The following is a 20,114-nucleotide window of genomic DNA, read 5'->3' as shown; positions in this document are numbered from 1 at the left end:
CTAATTATCTTTCTTTCAAGCCACAGATCTATTCTCATCTGCTAATGATACAGTTGGCTCATTTATGCCATCATATTTAGGAATTATCATTGTAAATACAGTTCCACTTTCATCAGATTTAACTTTAATACTTCCCTGATGTACTTTTGCAACTGCAGCTACAACAGCTAATCCTAAACCTGTACCATTACTCTTTGTTGTATAGAATGGCTCGAATATCTTTTCACATACATTATTCGGAATTACAGGGCCGTCATTGCAAACACTTATGATAACATTAGCAACATCAGCCTCTAGTGTTATATTAACGTTTTTTGCTCCAGCTTCAATGGCATTTGTCACTAAATTTGTAATTGCCCCGTTTAAAGCTGTCACATTTCCTAAGATCTTCATAGGTCTTGGACCGATATTTGAAGTAAGTGTTGCACCACTTTTCTCAATTACTGATGCTACAGATGAAGTTACACCTTCAACAATATCAACAGCATCAAGACACTTGACTGACTGCTCGCCTGATCTTGCATACATGAGAATATCACTTACCTGAGCTTCTAATGCCTCAAGTCTGGACATAAGTTTCTTTTGAAATAATGCTCTTGATTGAGCAGGAAGTTTTGAATTGCCTAAATTTGCAGCATATAGAATAGCTGCAGATAAAGGAGTTCTAATCTGATGAGCAAGAGATGCTGCCATCTTACCTAAAGATGAAAGTCTTTCCATATGATTGAGTTTATCGGTAAGTTCTCTTGTTGCAGTCTGATCGGTCATTTCAACTAACTGACCGCTTGATAAAGGCTTAGTTGAGACCTGAAGACGCTTACCGTCTTTTGTAGAAACCTCCTGACCGTCATCTTTTTGAGGTCTGAAAACTTCCTGAATAACCTCATACCATTTACGACCAACTAGAGTATCCTGATTGAGCATACTCAAAGCAGACTGATTTGCAACACTGATAATGCCGTTTGAATCTAAAACAATAATTGCTGCAGGCTCTTTTTCAACAATTTCCTTGTATAAATCAAGTTGAGTATCTTTTACGTCAGTCATGATATTTACTCCATTTTATTCTTTACAGGAAATATTCAACTTTCATGCCATATTGTACTTTTGCTTATATATCAGCATGTTAGATATAAGCAATAGATCTTATGACAGTTTACTGACGCTATTTTGAATTAGATTGAAAGCAGCAGTGACTAACTGCTGCTATATAGATTTATCCAAGAATTGCTACAGTTAAGACTGCAACAATAAACAGAGCTGTATTGTAGTGGATGAATGTAGGAATACAGGTATCCTTAATATGATCATGCTGGCCATCAGCATTAAGACCAGAGGTTGGTCCTAAGGTTGTATCAGAGGCTGGAGAGCCTGCATCACCTAAAGCTGCAGCTGCAGCAATTACGATAACCATAGAAGGAACTGAAAAAGACATACTTACACAGATTGGAATGTAAAGCATGGTTAAAATTGGAATAGTACCAAATGAGGTGCCAATGCCCATTGTGATAAACAGACCTACAACCATCATAAGTATAGTTGCAGTAATTTTGCTTCCTTTCATGTAAGGAACAATTGAATTTACAAGTGCATCTACACCACCAGTTGCCTTCATTACGGATGCAAAACCTGCAGCTACAAGCATAACAAAAGCAATATAGCCCATCAGATAGATACCATCACTGATCAGTGAATCCATATTTTTAAAGAGTATTGCTCTAAATGAGAACAGGATTGTAAGACCACAAAGAGCACCTAATGGAAGTGATCCTGATGCCAACTGAACAATTAAAGTTACAACTGCAGACAACATAGTAACATAATGGGATTTATTAAATCTTAAATCCTCTTTATTGATATTTTCTAACAGAGGGGCATTTGCTAAAACCTGGTATGTTCTGCTCTTTAAATATGAAAAATAAATTGCAATCAATAAAGCTACAAACATACCTACACCTAAAATCCAGGTATATGTCCAGATATCCTGAGTCTTTACCTCAACACCACATGAGGTCATATTGTCTGCAATAAGCCCCTGGAATATAAGACCGAAACCAGCAGGAAGAGCAATGTAAGGTGCTTTAAGACCAAATGCCAAAGCACAGGCAACTGATCTTCTGTCTAATTTCATTTTATTCATCAAAGTAAGCAGTGGTGGTACAAGAATAGGTATGAAAGCAATATGCACAGGTATCAGATTCTGAGACATTACAGCCATTGCAACAAAGATCCAGATAAGAACAAATTTCTTTGATGTAATCATCAATGCAATCTTCTTTGAAATCAGATCGGCAAGACCGTTTTTATTTACTGCAACAGCAAAAGCACCAAGAAGGATATAGCTAAGAGCAGTCTCTGAATTTCCCCCCATTCCACCAACTAAACTGTTCATAACATCACTGACAGATAAGTGACCTGCAATGCCACCTGCAATAGCAGAAACAAGCAAAGATAGGAGCACATTAACTCTGAACAAGCAAAGAATGCATAGTATCAATACTGATATGATTATGGGGTTTGTAATAAAATCAATCATAGATTGTCCAACTTAAAGTATGATGAATGTATATGAAAAGTCTAAGGTAACACAATCAGAAAAATTTAATTTTTGCCAGAACAAAACTCACAAAAAAAAGGGACAATTGTCCCTTTTTTAAACTTTGAGACTATAGGTATTAGCCTACAAATACTCTAGCGTTTCTGAATAGTCTTACCCATGGGCTATCTTCACCCCAGTTGTCTGGGTGATATGAGTTAGCAACTGTGCGCATTACTCGCTCAGGATGAGGCATTAAAATGGTAAATCTACCATCGGTATTAGTTACAGAGGTAATACCATTTGGGGAACCATTAGGATTTAATGGATATTGCTCTGTTGTCTTGCCATCATGGTCAATATAACGAACTGCAATTAAGCCTGACTTTTCAAGATTTGCTAAATGCTCTGCATTCTTAAACTCTGCGCGACCTTCACCGTGTGAAACAACGATAGGTAACTTAGAACCTTTCATACCTGCAAACAGAACTGAAGGAGAATCCTGAATCTCAACTTCAACAAAACGTGCCTCAAAACGCTCTGACAGGTTAGTAACAAATCTTGGCCAGTTATCAGCACCAGGAATTAATGGGGCTAGAGTTGACATCATCTGGCAGCCGTTACATACACCTAAAGCAAAGGTATCTTTACGGTTGAAGAATTTGGAGAACTCATCTGCTGCAGTTGAGTTAAACAGAATTGACTTAGCCCAGCCCTCACCAGCACCTAAAACGTCACCGTAGCTGAAGCCACCGCATGCTGCAAAGCCCTTGAAGTCATCTAGTTTTACTCTTCCTGATAATACATCTGACATATGAACATCAACGCAGGTGAAGCCAGCACGATTGAAGGCTGCTGCCATTTCACCGTGTGAATTTACACCCTGTTCACGAAGGATTGCAACCTTAGGTGCAATTCCCTTGCTGATATATGGAGCTGCAACATCCTCATTGATATCGAAGGTAAGCTCAGCAAACAGACCGCGATCGTTTGACTCATCCTTAGCTTCATATTCCTGACGAGCACAATCTGGGTTATCACGAAGAGATTGCATCTGATAGGTTGTCTGAGCCCAGATCTTACGGAACATCTGACGAGGCTCGTTGATAACATCATTACCATCTCGTGTGAATACGATTCTGTCATCAGAACGTAATGAACCGATCTCAAAAATGCAGTTTGCAAGACCGTGACCTGAAAGGATGTTCATAACTGTTTCAGCATCATCAGTCTTAACCTGAATTACAGCACCGATTTCTTCTGCAAACAGAGCTGGAATATCATATTCACCAAGGTTATCAAGACGTACGCTAACACCTGTATGTCCTGCAAATGACATTTCACAGATTGTAGTGAATAAACCACCATCAGAAATATCATGATATGCAAGTAGTAAGTCTTTTCTGTTCAGGAACTGAATAGAATCAAACAGCCCCTTTAGACGTACAGGAACATCAAGATCAGGGCACTTAGAACCTAACTGACGATATACCTGAGCTAAAGCTGAACCACCAAGACGATTCTGTCTTTCACCTAAGGTGATATAGATAAGTGTTGTATCACCCTTATCTGTTCTTAAAACTGGAGTTAATGTCTTTCTGATGTCCTCAACACGAGCAAAAGAAGAAATAATTAAAGATAAAGGAGCTGTTACGCTCTTCTTTTCGCCGTTCTCTTCCCATGTTGTCTTCATAGACATAGAGTCTTTACCTACTGGGATGGTAATGCCAAGCTGAGGGCAGATTTCCATACCAACAGTCTTTACAGCCTCAAATAAGCCTGCATCCTCACCTGGATGTCCTGTAGGAGCCATCCAGTTAGCAGATAATTTTACTCTCTTAAGCTCGCCAATATCAGCAGCAGCGATATTGGTAATAGCCTCTGCAACAGCTAATCTTGCAGATGCACCGTGATTTAATAGAGCAACAGGAGTTCTTTCACCTACAGCACCAGCCTCACCGTGGTAAGAATCATATGAAGCTGCAGTTACAGCAACATCTGATACAGGAACCTGCCATGGACCAACCATCTGATCACGAGCAACCAAACCAGTAACTGAACGGTCACCGATGGTAATTAAGAAGGTCTTTTCTGCAACGGTAGGTAATGACAGAACACGTTTTGCAGCCTCAAGAGGAGTAATACCATCAAGGTTAATCTCTGGTGAATTCTGCTTTAAGGTTACAACATCTCTGTGCATACGAGGTGGCTTACCTAAAAGAACATCTAAAGGTAAATCGATTGGCTTGTTATTGAAGTATGGATCCTCAAGAACAACTCTACGCTCCTTAGTAGCCTCACCAATAACAGCATACTGAGCACGCTCACGCTTACAGAATGACTCGAATAAATCAAACTTGTCAGCAGCAACAGCTAGAACATAACGCTCCTGAGACTCATTACACCAAATCTGCAATGGGGACATACCAGGCTCATCATTAGGGATCTTACGTAAATCAAAACGACCGCCTACACCACCGTCTGAAACAAGTTCAGGCATAGCGTTTGAAAGACCGCCAGCACCAACGTCGTGTATAAACATGATTGGGTTTTCATCACCTAATTCCCAACATGCATCAATAACTTCCTGACAGCGACGCTGCATTTCTGGGTTGCCACGCTGTACTGAAGCGAAGTCTAGATCTTCTGATGAAGCGCCTGAGTTCATAGAAGATGCAGCACCACCACCTAAACCGATATTCATAGCAGGACCGCCAAGAACAATCAGCTTTGCACCTGGATCGATGTGATCCTTTACAATGTGCTCACGACGGATGTTACCCCAACCACCAGCTAACATAATTGGCTTGTGGTAACCTCTTACTTCCTTACCATTGAAACTTGTAACTTCTTCTTCATATGTTCTGAAGTAACCGCAAAGGTTTGGACGACCAAATTCGTTGTTGAAGCTTGCGCCACCTAAAGGACCGTCAATCATGATCTGTAAAGCTGAAGCTAAACGACCAGGCTTACCAAAATCATGCTCCCATGGCTGAATTGCACCAGGAATTCTCAGATTTGATACAGAGAAACCACAGATACCAGCTTTTGGCTTTGAACCTACACCGGTTGCTCCTTCATCACGGATTTCACCACCAGAACCTGTTGCAGCACCTGGGAATGGAGAAATAGCTGTTGGATGGTTGTGAGTTTCTACCTTCATTAAGATAGGCATATCTTCTTCATGATACTTCCATACATGGTCTTGATCTGGGAAGAATCTGCCGGCCTTTGAACCTTCCATTACAGCAGCGTTGTCCTTGTATGCTGAAAGAACATAATCGCTTGTTGTATTGTAGGTGTTTCTGATCATTGAGAATAAGGACTTATCCTCTTGTTTGCCATCGATATTCCATGATGCGTTGAATACCTTATGACGGCAGTGCTCTGAATTCATCTGAGCGAACATATAAAGTTCGATATCAGTAGGATCACGACCGATTACCTTGAAACTGTCTAGAAGATACTGCATCTCAGGCTCTGATAAAGCTAAACCAAGTTCAATATTGGCTTTCTTTAAAGCTTCCATACCTTCTGTAGTTAAAGCAACGGTTGTATATGGTTTTGGAGACTGCTTTCCGAATAATGCAGCACCATCTTCTAAAGAGAACAGAACATTCTCCATCATACGGTCATGAATATTTGCGCTTACAATCTTCTTTTCATCTTCGGTAAATGTGCCGTTTTCTTTTACGATGTAGTAAGCAATACCGCGCTCGATACGTGATACCTTGGTTAGGCTACAGTTATGAGCAATATCAGTTGCCTTTGAAGCCCAAGGAGAAATTGTACCTACTCTTGGTATAACAAAGAACAATTCACCCTTATCCTCGGATACATCCTTGGTAGGACCGTAACTTAAAAGCTTCTTTAATACTTCAAGCTCGTTATCGTTCAATGGTTCCTTGCTATCAACAAGGTGAACATAATGAGTGCTAATTGAGCTTACCTTTATCCCATCTTTTGCAAGAGACTGGGTAATCTTATCTAATCTAAAGGAGGAGACGGCTGGAGAACCTAAAATGATATCCATCAGAATTGTTCCTGTATGTATATTACTGAAGTTTGAAATATTGAGCGATTGCTCAAAAAACATTTTTTTATTTTACCACATTCGTCGCATTTTTTTCTTTATTTAAATGTGAATTTTTATTACTTTCGCTTAATGGAAATCTTACAAATTTGAACGAACATAACCTTAATGATCTGATATACTTTAAGGCATAGGAGGATATAATAGTGAAAAAATCAAACAGACTGTTAAGAAACAATACAACAGCAAAAAGATCACGTCTTCGTCAGCAGTTTATTCACAGTTCAAGAATGCACCGACAGGCACGTCACAAGGTATTTTTCATTCAGGAAAATCCACAAAATTAAAAACAGGCACTCTTCTTGCATATAGCTAAGTTAAATATCAGTGTGGCAATTTTCTGCCATATAAAAAATATTGTGCAAGGAGAGATGTATGTACGGAAGAAATCTTAAAGCCTATCAAAAAACCAACATTAATGCGGAGCTATCTGTTGCAGATCCCTATGTTGTAACAAAAATGCTCTTTCAGGGGCTTAATGACAGAATGGCACAGGCTAAAGGGGCTATTGAAAGAAATGATCTGCTATTAAAGTCAAAAAAACTCTCATCAGCTATCGCAATTATTGAAAATTTGAGGTCTACATTAGACTTTTCAAAAAGCGAATCATTAGCTACTAATCTTTATAAGATATACTCATATATGATAAAGAGACTTAATGATGCTTCTATTGAACTTACAGCAGATGCTGTAAATGATGCAATGAAGGCATTTGCTCCAATTAAAGCAGCATGGGAAAGTATTTCTGTAGATGCACAAAAAGAAGCTCAGTCACTTCGCACACAGGAACAGCTTGATATTGATCTGAACCATGATGCTCATATGGCCAAGGGTTATATTTAATATATGAGTAAACTTGACGATCTTATAAGAAAAATTACTGAGACAGAAAATGCATTGTGCAAAGAGCTAGAACGGGAGGATCTTGGGTTCGCGCTCGATTATGGCGAAATCAACGAATCTCTTGTTAAAGAACTTTGCGAACTTATTCCTAATCTTAGTGAAGCAGAACAAAAAGAAGCGATTGAATTTCTAAGGGCATATGACGAACATATCAATGCTCAAAAAGAATACATTCAGACTGAACAAAATCGAGTAAAAGAGCTGTACAAAAGCGTAAAAAAAAGACATAACATAAGTAACAAGTACAGTCAGACAAGAAAGAACTCATTCTAAAACGCAGGTTTTCAAATGTTTACAGAAAAAAGCTCAAGTAAGTTAAGAGATGTCCTATTCTCTCCTAATACAAATTTAGACAACATTGCACATGATCTAAAGTCTCTTGATCTTACAGATATAGAAAAAATCAAAGAGCTTTCTCAAAAACAGCAGGTAATGGCAGATCACCTTATTGATCAGTTTGCTGTAAATATAGAAGCATTTGAAAAATATATGCCTGACATTGCAAAGACCTTCAAAAACTATAAACCAGAAAAGACAATGGAATTTTTCTGTACAGACAATGGAATTCCTAATCTGATTTTCATTGAAAGCAACGACATTCTGTACAAAACTTTTGACCCATTTGAGCTTTGCAAAAAACAGATTACCAATATTATTTCTAATAACAATATTACCCAGACAAGATACGGTATTGAAAAAGATCCATACGGTCAGCTTCATTTCAAATATCTAAAATCAGCTGTACAAATCGATGAATCTGTAAAAAGAGATTATTCAATTACAGCAAAGAAAATCGGATCTGTACCTAACTGTGTACTTCTAGGGGTTGGACTTGGCTATGAACTTGCCTACCTCTACGAGCAAGTAGAAGTTGCAAATCTAATCCTTGTTGAACCAGATCTTGATATGTTCTATGCATCACTTTATGCATTTGATTGGGCAAACTTACTCAAATTCTTATCAGATAACAAATTAGGAATTCACTTGATGCTAGGTCAGAGTCCTGAAAAATTCTATCAGGACATGACAAAGTTCTACGATATTCACGGTAGATTCCTAACAGGAACATGGCTTGGTATTGTTCACTACTCTAACAATAAAATCAAAGCAATCGCTGAGATTTTAATTAAAGACTACGAATCAATGCATGCTGCTATGGGATTTTTTGATGACCATCTATTCGGTACATCTCATGCTATAAGCAATATACTTTCAGGCAAATCATTTGTTCTTAAAGAACCAAAGCTTCCTGAAAACCTAGCATCACTGCCTGTATTCATTATCGGCTCTGGCCCATCACTTGACAATGATATTGAATTTATTAAAAAGAACCAGGACAAAGCAATAATCGTTGCCTGTGGTACTGCTCTTGAAACTCTCTATCATGCAGGTGTAAAACCTGATATCTATGCCTGCACAGAAAGAACACCAGAAATATCAGAATCCCTTGATATGATCCCAGATAAGGAATTTATTCAGGACATGATCCTTCTGACAGGTGACGTAGTACATCCAAAGACAACAGCAAGATTCAAGCACACAGCTATTTTTGGAAAAATTGATGAACCATTTATCAAGTACGTGGCTGCTCTTTCTGAACAGTTTAGAAAGATCCGTTGCGTTCAGCTAATGAATCCTCTTGTGGGTAATATGGGCGTGTCAGGCATGCTGTATTTAGGATTCAAAAATCTGTATCTGTTTGGTCTTGATAACGGAAAGAAAATTGGAACTGACTATACTCTGCACTCTCAGTATACAGCCACTTATAAAGAACACGGAAACCAGACCTCAAGAGGTGTATACAAGTTAACTAACATAGTGCCTGGAAACTTTGGTGGAACTGTTGAAAGTAACTATTTCTATAAATTATCAGCACACAACATAGATTTTATTTTAAGAATTTTCAAAAATGAAGAGAAGGTAGAAGTAAGTTGTGTAAACTGCTCAGACGGAGCTCTTATCGATTCTGCTAAATCTATGCACTCATATGAGCTGAACTTTGACAATATTCAGAATATTAATAAGTCAGAAGTTTTTGACTGTCTTGTTAATGAAATAACAGGACCTATTGAAGTACCAAAAGGATTCTTTGAAGAAATCTTTTATAAGAATGAATTCAATAGCGCTGTTGATAAAATCAGTTCTCTTATCCGTAAAAGAGTCTCCTCAAGAACAGAGGCAATTCAGCTAATGGAACACGTTTCTGAAATTGATTATTATCTCAGAGCAAATGCAGCGACTTATTTTATCGGAAACAGCTTAGAAGGTTCACTGCAGACATATTTCATAATCGGAGCACGCACTCTTTATAATTCACTAGATGAAAAGCAGTGTTTAGAGAAATTCCACAAGATTATGGATGTCATCGCAGACTTCTTAGATGAAACAAAATCTATTTATTCTCATATGCCAAATTATTCACTAGGTGAACACAGAAAGTATCATAAGGGAGGAAAAGTAGGAAAAGATTATCCTACAACTCCTGCAACTAGATTACCTAGAATTAGACATTTGAAGGATAAGTATGATGATCCTCTAAAGAAATTCGTAAAGAAATATAAATAACAATAGCAGTTTACTCAATTAGAAAATGACCTTAAATGGTCATTTTCTTATTTAGCAGGATCAGAAATTAGCTTATAGCTATTGCATCCACGACTGTCTCCTAAAGTACATCCATTCTTATAAAAGAACTGTGCCTTTGTTAAGTCTTTTGCAACGCCTTTTCCTGTTTTATACCCGACTTTGACAGTTCGTATTATATAAAAAGAAGCCTAACTATCTAATTTATAAGATAATTAAGTCTCTTTAAATTTTTCTGTAATGTAGTATATATTTTCTTCATAAAAATGCGTAATAAAAAGTAAAAAGAATGTTTCAAAATTTTTCTTTTGTAATAAGTTATTATTAAGTCCTGTCTGTAGTTTCCAAAGTCGCAAAAAATCAAATTTTGCTCACAGAGTTTATTTACAAAAGTTTGGTATTTGTATTTTTACGATCTATTTATGACAATGTTATGTACTTTTTTTTGAAGTACATCAGACTTATTTTTACTAGTTTTTGAAGGTTATCAAAATGTATAAGAAAGGTAATTGTTTGTCGCTTATGCGATCCTATAATTTAAACATAGCACATAGTAATCTCTGAGGAGCCAGATACTAATCTGCCTCCTCATTTTTTTACTTGCGTTTTACGCTCTTTTCTGTCTCTGAAGTTTTTTTAGGACGCTTTTTCAGAACAAGGCCTGTGCCTTCACGACGTGCTTTTGCAATAGCCTTCTGATCTTCCTTATCATGCTTTTTAGCAGCTCTTGCCCACATTCTCTCATTTGCTGCCTTCTTCTTCTCGGCTCTCATCTGAGACTGTGTCTGGCGCTTCTGAGCAGGCTTCTCGTTTGCATATGGGTTTTCACCTTCCTTAAAGTCAATAATAACAGGTGAGCCCATAATCTTTAGAGATTTTCTGTAGCAATTGATAATGTATCTTTTATATGAGTCAGGTACTTTTGATACCTTATTACCGTGAATAATAATTCTTGGAGGATTATAACCACCGGCATGAGCAAACTTCAGTTTGATTCGTCTACCACCTGATATTGGTGGCTCATGCTCTTCAATTGCAGCTCTTAAAATACGGTTAAGCATTGATGCGCTGTGTCTTGTAGTTGCGCCCTCATAAGCCTCATCGATTGATTCATATAAGTTACCAACGCCTGTACCATGTAGAGCAGAAATGAAGTGTACTCTTGCAAAATCAACGAAACCTAGTCTTGCATTAAGCTCAGTTTTGATTTCATCTTTAACTGACATATCAAGACCGTCCCACTTGTTTACAGCAATAACTAAAGCTCTACCTGATTCAAGAACGAAACCAAGTAATGACAGATCCTGATCGGTAATATGAGCTCTTGCATCAATAACAAGTAAAACAACATTAGCATCTTCAATTGCTTTTAGGGTCTTTACAATTGAGAACTTCTCAATCGCTTCTGAAACCTTACGGCGTTTTCTAACACCCGCTGTATCAATAACGATATACTTCTTACCTTCTCTTTCAAGAGGAATATAAATTGAATCACGGGTAGTACCTGGATGATCAGCAACAATAACTCTGTCTTCACCTAAAAGTCTGTTTGTTAAGGTAGACTTACCAACATTAGGCTTACCTACAATAGCGAATTTAATTGGCAGATCAGCAAAAGGTGTGGCATTTTCTTCAACTGCAGCTTCGCCTTTCTGTAGAGCTCTTACTTTTTCTTTGTGTGCAAACCAGTCATAACCGCCAGCCTGCATATCAACAGGAACATTTTCAAGGAACTGATAGCCTTCTTCCCAAGCTTTATACTCTTCTTCCTGAGCCTCTTTTTCCTTTTGCTCTAACTGCTCTGGAGTTAGGTCACAATCAAGAGGACCATCCTCACGAAGAAGTGGAGCAATAACATCTTCAAGAACGTTGTTAACACCTCTACCATGAGCTACAGCTGTAGGATAAACCTCACCTAAACCTAAAGCATAAAACTCAGCACCAGCAGTTTCTGGATCAAGGCCATCAACCTTGTTAGCAATAATCGCACATTTCTTTCCTGAACGGCGAATATAGTCAGCAACTGAGTAGTCACCTGGCAGAATACCAGCTCTTGCATCAAGCATGAAAAGAACAAGATCGCACTCATCAATAGCAAGAAGAGCCTGATTTGTCATTGATGTTGTTACTTCTTCTGGCTGATTTTTTGCATCTTCAGCAATACCACCAGTATCAATAAGAACGTACTCTCTACCCTCGTAAAGTGCTCGTCCGTATTTTCTATCACGGGTCAAACCAGGAAAATCTGCAACTAAAGCATCCCTAGTTTTAGTAAGTCTATTAAAAAATGTTGATTTACCCACATTAGGGCAACCTACTAAAGCTACTACCTTCATTGTATTCCTCACTTAGAGCCTGAAAAGAAAAATACGTTCTTTTAAAGCTTCATTAATCAACAAAAGCCCCTGCAGGTGCAGGAGCATCTTGATAAAGCAGAATAATGGCTTATTCTACTTCAATAAATTCCTCATCGTCCTCGGACTTAACACCAGCACTTGGCATTAGACCGTATCCACTGAGTTCTTCACGCTGCTTCTTTTCATATTCAGCAACGCGCTTCTCATACTCAGTCTTCTGACGCTGATACTCTCGAATCTGAGCTTCAATTGCTCGCTCCTGAGCTTGAATTTGAGCTACTAGCTTACGAGCCTCTTCACGGCGCTGCTCGATAGCTTCACGAGTTGAAGTTCCGATTCCTAAATTCTCTGTCATTGCCTTTGATGCAATAAGAGCAGAAGTAATTCCACTTACTTTTTCAAGATCAGTGAATCTCTTCTTTGGCTGAACCATATCAATAGGATCATAACAGATCAGATCTACACTTCCGTCTGATGAATATACAACAAGACAGTTTCCAACAATAAATGGAGCTACGTAAATTGGTGATGATGATACTTTGATTTTTGAATCAATAACACCATCGTTTAGGTTCATGAAATACACGTAACCTTCAAGGTCACCTACTACAGCATAGTTTCCATAAATTACAGGAGCTGTAACATTTCTGTATCCAAGCTGAGTATTAACCCATGCCTCAACGTTATCTGAACGTCTGACACAGTAAACATGACCATTATCGCCTGTCAGTACAAAATAATTATCGTCATAGGCGATATCCTTTGATGAATGATATGAAAGTCTGCTTGTTACTGCCTGTTTCTCAAGTGAATATCTTACAAAGCCAGAATTATAGGCTGTTGTATACATCTCAGAGCCAATTAGCAGAGGAGTAGATGATACATCTGACATTCTATCCAAATCAGAACTTCCGTTGTTCTGACCAACACCAACCTGATTTAAAACAAAGCCATCAAGCTGACTTAGCATCATAACTCGGCCAGATGCAGTGCCAATAACAACAAGCTCATCACCAACTGCAACTGGTTTTGACTGACTTCTTAAATGAAGAGATTCTGATAAATCTCCAGACTCCCATATCTTTGCTTTTGTAGTCAGAGAAAAAGCAGATAGTCTGCCTACTGAATCCATAACAAAGATCTTATCGCCAGATGCATTGAATACAGGGCTGGTTACGATTTCTGAACCAACAAAAGCTTTGTAGTAGATTGAACCATCTTTACGATTCATGACATAAAGATAGCCATTCTCTGAACCCACAGCAATATACTTGCCACGTGTAGCTACACCGCCTGAAAGTCTAGCTGATCGCTTGTTATCATTCTCATCTTCATCTGAAAGATCAATCTTCCAGCGCTTACTTCCATCCTTAACATTGATGGCATATATCTTTCCATCTCTTCCTGCAACATACATAACAGAATGAGAAACAACCGGAGTAAGCTGAGAGAAGAAATCATCAGATCCCTGTGTTGAATATGACCATACATTCAATGGTTCAAACACATTATCAACATCTGGAGATTCTACAGGCTCAAATAAATCCTTATTCGAGCTACAACCGGATATTACCAAGCATATTGCGGCAGTTAATGCTGCTGTTATAAGCTTGTTCTTGATCATAATGCCACCTTTGTTCGTTTTTATTATTCTTATTATTTGTTGAATGTTGATGCAGAAGTTGCAATATCTTCAGCTAATGCACTAGCTCTTTCAAAAGCAGGAGTATCGCCATCTTTACGAAGACTATCAGCTTTCATCTGCAAGAGAGTATTAATTGCAATCTTTTTGCTCTCGCACTCTTCGATTGCCTTCTTATATGAAGCAAGAGCTGCTTGCTTGTCGCCCTTTGCAAGGTTAATATCACCCTCAAGTTCATATTTCTCAATAGCATAAGCATCAGAGTTAACAGAAGAAAGTTCTGCTGTTGCCTCATCAAACTTCTTAAGCTGAGTATATAAATGAGCCTTCATAATTGCTGCATTAGGAGAAATTAACTTTCCGCCGTTTTCTTTTGCAAATGATGCATTCTTTAAAGCTTCTTCATATTTGCCTTCAACTGCATTATTAGCAGCAAGCTCTAGTGAGAGTAAAGAACCATAAACATCTTTATGCTCTGCTAAGAATGCCTCTACCTCAGCTTTTGCCTCTGTTGGCTTTAAAGCAAGTTTTGTCTTTAATGCTGTTAATTCATATGCATATGTCTGAGCTTTTTCAGTCTGGTATGAATTGTAATACTTATAACCAACCATAGCAGATAATGCGATTGCGACACCTACAGTCAGTGAGAGCCAGTTTTCTGACCACCATTTACGAACGACTTGTTCTCTCTCGTGGTCATCTGTTAAAACATCCATTGTTTTTCCCTTACTTGTTGATAATTGATTTGATTATTTTAACACTTTCTTCAAGTGTATATTCTTTTTGCTCTGAATCCTTGTCACACATATTTTTAATTGTGACAGTATTGTTAGCAATTTCACTTTCACCGATAATGACAGCCACCTTAGCACCTGATTTATCAGCTCTCTGGAACTGCTTTTTGAATTTACCGCCACCGCAGTGGTTGAATACTCTAACATCTTCAAGAGCATCTCTTAAAAATGAGCTTACCTGTAACTGACGAAGTTCGCACCCCTCACCAGAGCCTAAAACATAAACGTCTGCTGCTGAATCTGCCTTAACCTTCTGTAAAGTTTCAAGCAGTAAAACCAGTCTTTCCATACCAAGAGCAAAACCTACAGCCTTGGTTGGAGCTCCGCCTAACTGTTCAACCAGGGTATCATAACGGCCACCGCCACATACAGTACCCTGTGCACCCAGTGCTGTGGTAACCCACTCAAAAACAGTCAGATTGTAGTAATCAAGGCCTCTTACAAGACGATGATTGATTGTATATTTGATACCTAACTTATCAAGATATGATAATAAAGAATCAAAATGAGCTTTTGTCTCTTCACCAAAATAATCTGATAATTTTGGAGCACTCTTTAAAAGCTCTGCTACATTTTCATCTTTGGTATCTAAAACTCTTAATGGATTGGTATGAGTTCTTCTCTTGCAGTCCTCATCTAATTCATCAAAATGAGCTTCAAGGAAAGCTACTAAAGCTTTTTTGTACTCTGCTCTTTCCTCTGATGAACCTAAAGAGTTAATCTGAAGTTCAAGATCGTTCTCAATACCAAACTTCTTCCATAATGAATATGTAAGAGCAATAATTTCAGCATCTATATCTGGACCTGTAAGGCCGAATACCTCTACACCGGTCTGATGGAACTGACGATAACGGCCTTTTTGTGGACGCTCATGTCTGAACATAGGCCCCATATACCATAATCTCTGTTCCTGGTTATAAATCATATTGTGTTCAATACATGCACGAACACAGCCAGCTGTACCTTCAGGCCTTAAAGATAAATGCTCTTTTGATCTATCTTCAAAAGAGTACATTTCCTTCTCAACAACATCAGTAACTTCACCAATAGCTCTGCAGAAAAGATTTGTCTTTTCAACGATTGGCATTCTTACTTCCTGATAGCCGTATGAAGTTAGAGTTGAACGAATAACTTTCTCTATCTTCTGCCATACTGATGTATTTTCAGGTAGCAGATCGTTCATACCTCTAATAGCCTGAACTGTTTGTGCCATTTTTTAATATTCCCTGTTTTTTTTACTTTACTCGAGCTCTAACTCGATCTTCAATAATTTGAACAGCCTGAGAACATGGGAATTTTCCCATCATCTCACCGTTTTCATAAATCAGACAATTTCCTTTAGCAGCACCACATACTGCAATATCAGCATGTTTAGCCTCACCAGGACCATTTACCACACATCCCATTACTGCGATTTTAATGCTCTGACGGATATCAGAAAGCCTTGATTCTAGCTCATTGACTGTAGCTACAACATCAATTCCTCTTCTACCGCATGTTGGACAGGCAACAATTTCTGCACCACGTGAACGAAGATGTAAACTCTTTAAGATTGCCCAGCCAACTTTAATTTCTTCTACAGGATCAGCTGCAAGAGAAACCCTTATAGTATCACCAATGCCGTCTTGTAAAAGCTGGCCAATACCGATAGCTGATAATACAGTACCACCTGTAAGACCGCCAGCCTCAGTAATTCCAAGATGCAGTGGAGCATCTGTCTTTTGTGCAAGCTGTCTGTATGCAGCTACACACAGATTGAGTTCTGATGCCTTAACAGAAAAAGCATAATCAGTAAAGTTATGCTCATCTAGTGTCTGCGCAGCTCTAAGTGCAGCCTCAACCATTGCATCTGGACAAGGTGAGCCGTACTTTTCTAAAAGATCCTTATCTAGAGAGCCCGCATTCACACCGACTCTTATAGGAAGGCCGTGATCTTTTGCAGCCTGACAGACCATTTCAATCTTTTCGTGAGAACCAATATTACCAGGATTGATTCTAAGTGCAGCTGCGCCCTTTTTAGCACATTCAATCGCAATTCTGTAATCAAAATGAATATCACTGACTACAGGGATATGAACCTGCTTTACAATCTTTTCAAAAGCATCTGTAGCTTCTAATGTTGGTACAGTCACTCTAACGATGTCCGCACCAGCTTTTTCCAATGCTAAGATCTGATTTACTGTTGCTTCAACGTCCATTGTATCGGTACATGTCATTGATTGTACTGAAATAGGAGCATCTCCTCCAACTTTTACAGTACCAACAGTAATCTGTCTTGACTTTCTTCTCTGAATTTTAGGAGCCTTCCATTCCATAATTCATCTCTTTACTGTTTAGGAAGCTCAAAATTAACCTGTTTTGCAGAAGGTACACTAACTTTTGCACCTACATACTTTACAGATATCTTTGACGAATCTGATACATAGATTCTAAGTGGGATTAAGCCTGCTGCAACAACTGTATCACCAGCTTTATAATTTCCCTGCTTTAGTGTTTTACCATTACCGGTTATCTTCATGGCAACATTGCCTGAAACTTTTACTGTTACACTATTTACGCCTGCAAGAGGATCACGCTTTGTTGCTAGTCTTACTGAAGATGAAATATCTTTAGTAGATGATGAAAGTTCTACCTTTACCTCACGAACTTCCTTTACTTTTTCATCGGCAGTGGCTTTAACCTCAGGTTCAGCAGTATTGTCAGCTTTCTTAGTGTCCTTTGCCTTAATATTTACAGTCTCAACTTTCTTGTCATTTGAAACTGAGTTGTTTGACTGCTTAACACTAGTTGAACCTGTATCAATATTTACACTCACTAGGGAATTTGCATCTTCCTCATACTGTAAAGGAGCATCGTCTTCCTGAACAGGAGCATTCTTAACTGTAAGAGCAACAACTTCATTACCTGTATTTTCAGATAGCTGAGGTTGATTCTTTCTCTTTATTAGTTCATTTGAGTTAAGAGTCTTATCCTGCTCTTTTGCAATCTGAGTATTTAAATCTACGTTGTTTTCAGGTAATTCAACAATGTTTGTCTTCAGTTTTGAATTCTCTGTATCCATAACTAAAGCACCATTTTTCTCAATCTCAGGCGTTACTGTATCCTCTATTACAAGAGCACCTGCGCTCTTTGGAGCAGATCCTGAGAATGCAATATATGCAACAGAAACTGCCATTATTAAAGCAGCAACTGATAATATGATTGCAACAAATTTCTTCCAGCTCTCTGTTTTTGCTGATTTATTTCTTGCAGCCACTTCCTTTGATTTCTCAATTGCACTTAAACGTACAGTCTCTTTATATAGATTTACAAGGTAATTTGGATCAAGATTGAGTAACTTTGCATAGTTTTCAATATGAGAACTTACAAAAGGAACAGCTGTTAACTGATTTAGTCTGTCATACTCAATATCTGCAACTGAATTAACTCTTAAATTAAGCTTGTGAGAAACAGTGTTTAATGACAGGCCTAACTTTTCTCTAGCATGCTTTAAAATTGCGCCTGCTCTTCTTGGAACATCATCTTCAGCTAAAGATGTTCTCTCAGGCACAGCATCAGGATCTTCTATCATGCCAAAATCAGAAGATTCCAGTACATCCTGCTCGTCTTCATTTGTATTGATATTATGTACTACTTCATCTGCACTAGCAGCTACCTGCTCGTTTGCTTCTTGTGAAGGTTCAACCACGTCATTTAAATTCTGACCTAAAGACTCCTCATTAGGTGTCTTTTCCATCTCGCTTAATGTTTCGTTTTTTGTTTCCATATAAGGCTCGGTTACCTCATGTTTTAATATGTTTTGATTTTTATAACGGTCCTGTCTGTTTCTTAAAGCTCTTAACTTTTTTGAACTCATGTTTTAGCCCTGATTAACCTTTGCTTCTATTTTTTTTCTTGCAAGCTTATCTTTTACCTGACCTGCAAGCTGTCCACATGCCGCAGAGATTTCATCTCCTCTGGTTGTTCTTTTTATTACAGTAAATCCAGCATCAAATAAAACCTTATAGAATTTATCAATTCTGGTATTTGATGGCTTTTTGTAATCACTGCATTCGTGCTCATTAAAAGGAATAAGATTAATTTTGCAAGGAATTGTTCTTAGCAGTTTTACAAGTTCATGTGCATTTTCAACACTGTCATTTACATGATCTAACAGAACATATTCAATTGTTACACGACCACAATTAGCATTTGATTTGTCGATGTAATTTCTTACAGACTCCATTACTTTTGCTATAGGAAATTTCTTGTTGATAGGAACAAGTTCATTTCTGATTTCATCATTTGGAGCATGAAGAGATAAAGCTAATGCAACGTCAAGTTTTCCTGCAATTGAATTTAGTACATTTGCAACGCCTGATGTTGATATAGTTACTCTTCTTTTTGATAACGCAAAAGAATAATCGCTTAAAAGAAGCTCTGTAACCTTAATTACGTTTTCAAGATTAAGTAATGGTTCACCCATTCCCATCATTACAACGTTTGAAATTGGTTTTTGCTCCTGATTCTGACTGAATCCAACTCTTGTTGCAGCCCTAAAAACCTGACCTATAATTTCATTTACAGTAAGGTTTCTGTTAAAGCCCTGAGCACCGGTTCTACAGAATGAGCATTTTACAGGGCACCCAACCTGTGTGGAAATGCAAAGAGTATTTCTGTCAGGCTCTGGAATTAAAACAGTTTCAACTAGCTGGCCATCACCAATATCCAAAGCCCATTTAGTTGTTCCATCTGATGCAACCTGCTCTGATACTATTTCAGGTGCACTGATGGTGCACATTTCTTTTAGCTTTGCCCTGAGATCCTTATTGATATTGGTCATTTCATCAAATTCAGTAACACCAAACTGATATATCCAACGCAATACCTGCTGTGATCGGAAAGATTTTTCTCCAATCGAAACAAAGAATTCTCCAAGTTCTTTTGGAGAAAGACTCATAAGGTTAATTTTCTCAGTCACTGTCTTATTCTCTTTTATTTGCACTCAAAATGAGAATTATATCATTTAATCATATTATTTTTTTCTAAAAACATTCTTCAAAGCTAAATTTTCGAAAAATACTATCTTATTTCTGAGATATTGATTATGGCGAAATTATGGATCAGCACTAAGTTCACACTTTTGAACTAAGTATAAACATTGGATGCATAATTCGTGTTTATACCGCTCAACAAGCTTAAGCGGTGTTCTTTAACAGTTATTGTA

Annotated in this window: 14 protein-coding genes; 4 read left to right on the top strand and 10 right to left on the bottom strand. The window is 38.0% G+C overall.

Translation table 11 applies throughout. The annotated features are described in order from the left end of the window. Window positions 1-15: 15 nt before the first annotated feature. From J5V48_RS04515 to purL, 3 genes are all read right to left on the bottom strand, one after another. The gene (locus tag J5V48_RS04515; protein ID WP_219937373.1) at window positions 16-1,047 is read right to left on the bottom strand and encodes a sensor histidine kinase; all 1,032 of its coding nucleotides are present in this window, start codon (window positions 1,045-1,047) and stop codon (window positions 16-18) included. A gap of 169 nt (window positions 1,048-1,216) precedes the next feature. After that, window positions 1,217-2,536, bottom strand: a complete 1,320-nt coding sequence (locus J5V48_RS04510; RefSeq protein ID WP_255557717.1) for a Na+/H+ antiporter family protein — start codon at window positions 2,534-2,536, stop codon at window positions 1,217-1,219. Between the two features lie 139 nt (window positions 2,537-2,675). Then, window positions 2,676-6,569 (bottom strand): phosphoribosylformylglycinamidine synthase, encoded by a 3,894-nt coding sequence (purL, locus tag J5V48_RS04505; RefSeq protein WP_219937371.1) that lies wholly within the window; start codon window positions 6,567-6,569, stop codon window positions 2,676-2,678. Window positions 6,570-6,775: 206 nt separating this feature from the next. Between purL and J5V48_RS04500 the strand changes: the two genes are divergently transcribed. The 4 genes from J5V48_RS04500 to J5V48_RS04485 all read left to right on the top strand — a co-directional run bounded on the left by J5V48_RS04500 (window position 6,776) and on the right by J5V48_RS04485 (window position 10,097). Next, complete coding sequence (locus J5V48_RS04500) at window positions 6,776-6,916, top strand: hypothetical protein (RefSeq protein WP_219937370.1); 141 nt, start codon at window positions 6,776-6,778, stop codon at window positions 6,914-6,916. Window positions 6,917-7,004: 88 nt separating this feature from the next. Then, window positions 7,005-7,472, top strand: coding sequence for a flagellar export chaperone FliS (gene fliS / locus J5V48_RS04495; protein ID WP_219937369.1), 468 nt, complete (start codon window positions 7,005-7,007; stop codon window positions 7,470-7,472). Between the two features lie 3 nt (window positions 7,473-7,475). Further along, the gene (locus J5V48_RS04490; RefSeq protein ID WP_219937368.1) at window positions 7,476-7,805 is read left to right on the top strand and encodes a restriction endonuclease subunit S domain-containing protein; all 330 of its coding nucleotides are present in this window, start codon (window positions 7,476-7,478) and stop codon (window positions 7,803-7,805) included. Window positions 7,806-7,820: 15 nt separating this feature from the next. Beyond that, entirely contained in the window at window positions 7,821-10,097 is a 2,277-nt protein-coding gene (locus J5V48_RS04485) for a motility associated factor glycosyltransferase family protein (protein WP_219937367.1), read from the top strand. 614 nt (window positions 10,098-10,711) lie between these two features. Here the strand turns inward: J5V48_RS04485 and der are convergent. From der to rlmN, 7 genes are all read right to left on the bottom strand, one after another. Further along, window positions 10,712-12,451, bottom strand: a complete 1,740-nt coding sequence (der, locus tag J5V48_RS04480; protein ID WP_219937366.1) for a ribosome biogenesis GTPase Der — start codon at window positions 12,449-12,451, stop codon at window positions 10,712-10,714. A 109-nt stretch (window positions 12,452-12,560) separates the two neighbouring features. Next, window positions 12,561-14,096: an outer membrane protein assembly factor BamB gene (locus J5V48_RS04475; RefSeq protein WP_219937365.1), complete on the bottom strand. Its 1,536-nt coding sequence runs from the start codon at window positions 14,094-14,096 to the stop codon at window positions 12,561-12,563. Window positions 14,097-14,128: 32 nt separating this feature from the next. Beyond that, the gene (locus tag J5V48_RS04470; protein ID WP_219937364.1) at window positions 14,129-14,830 is read right to left on the bottom strand and encodes a YfgM family protein; all 702 of its coding nucleotides are present in this window, start codon (window positions 14,828-14,830) and stop codon (window positions 14,129-14,131) included. A 10-nt stretch (window positions 14,831-14,840) separates the two neighbouring features. Further along, window positions 14,841-16,121 carry a histidine--tRNA ligase gene (gene hisS, locus J5V48_RS04465; RefSeq protein WP_219937363.1) on the bottom strand — a complete coding sequence of 427 codons (1,281 nt, stop codon included), beginning with the start codon at window positions 16,119-16,121 and terminating at the stop codon, window positions 14,841-14,843. A gap of 22 nt (window positions 16,122-16,143) precedes the next feature. Beyond that, window positions 16,144-17,223, bottom strand: coding sequence for a flavodoxin-dependent (E)-4-hydroxy-3-methylbut-2-enyl-diphosphate synthase (gene ispG, locus J5V48_RS04460; protein WP_219937362.1), 1,080 nt, complete (start codon window positions 17,221-17,223; stop codon window positions 16,144-16,146). Window positions 17,224-17,234: 11 nt separating this feature from the next. Beyond that, window positions 17,235-18,764, bottom strand: coding sequence for a helix-turn-helix domain-containing protein (locus J5V48_RS04455; protein WP_219937361.1), 1,530 nt, complete (start codon window positions 18,762-18,764; stop codon window positions 17,235-17,237). Window positions 18,765-18,767: 3 nt separating this feature from the next. Further along, window positions 18,768-19,868, bottom strand: coding sequence for a dual-specificity RNA methyltransferase RlmN (gene rlmN, locus J5V48_RS04450; RefSeq protein ID WP_219937360.1), 1,101 nt, complete (start codon window positions 19,866-19,868; stop codon window positions 18,768-18,770). Window positions 19,869-20,114 lie beyond the last annotated feature (246 nt).

The sequence above is a fragment of the Succinivibrio faecicola genome, assembly GCF_019448115.1.
GTDB classification, from domain to species: domain Bacteria; phylum Pseudomonadota; class Gammaproteobacteria; order Enterobacterales; family Succinivibrionaceae; genus Succinivibrio; species Succinivibrio faecicola.
Note: the sequence above shows the minus strand (reverse complement) of the source record. Positions and strands in the feature narration are given on the sequence as shown.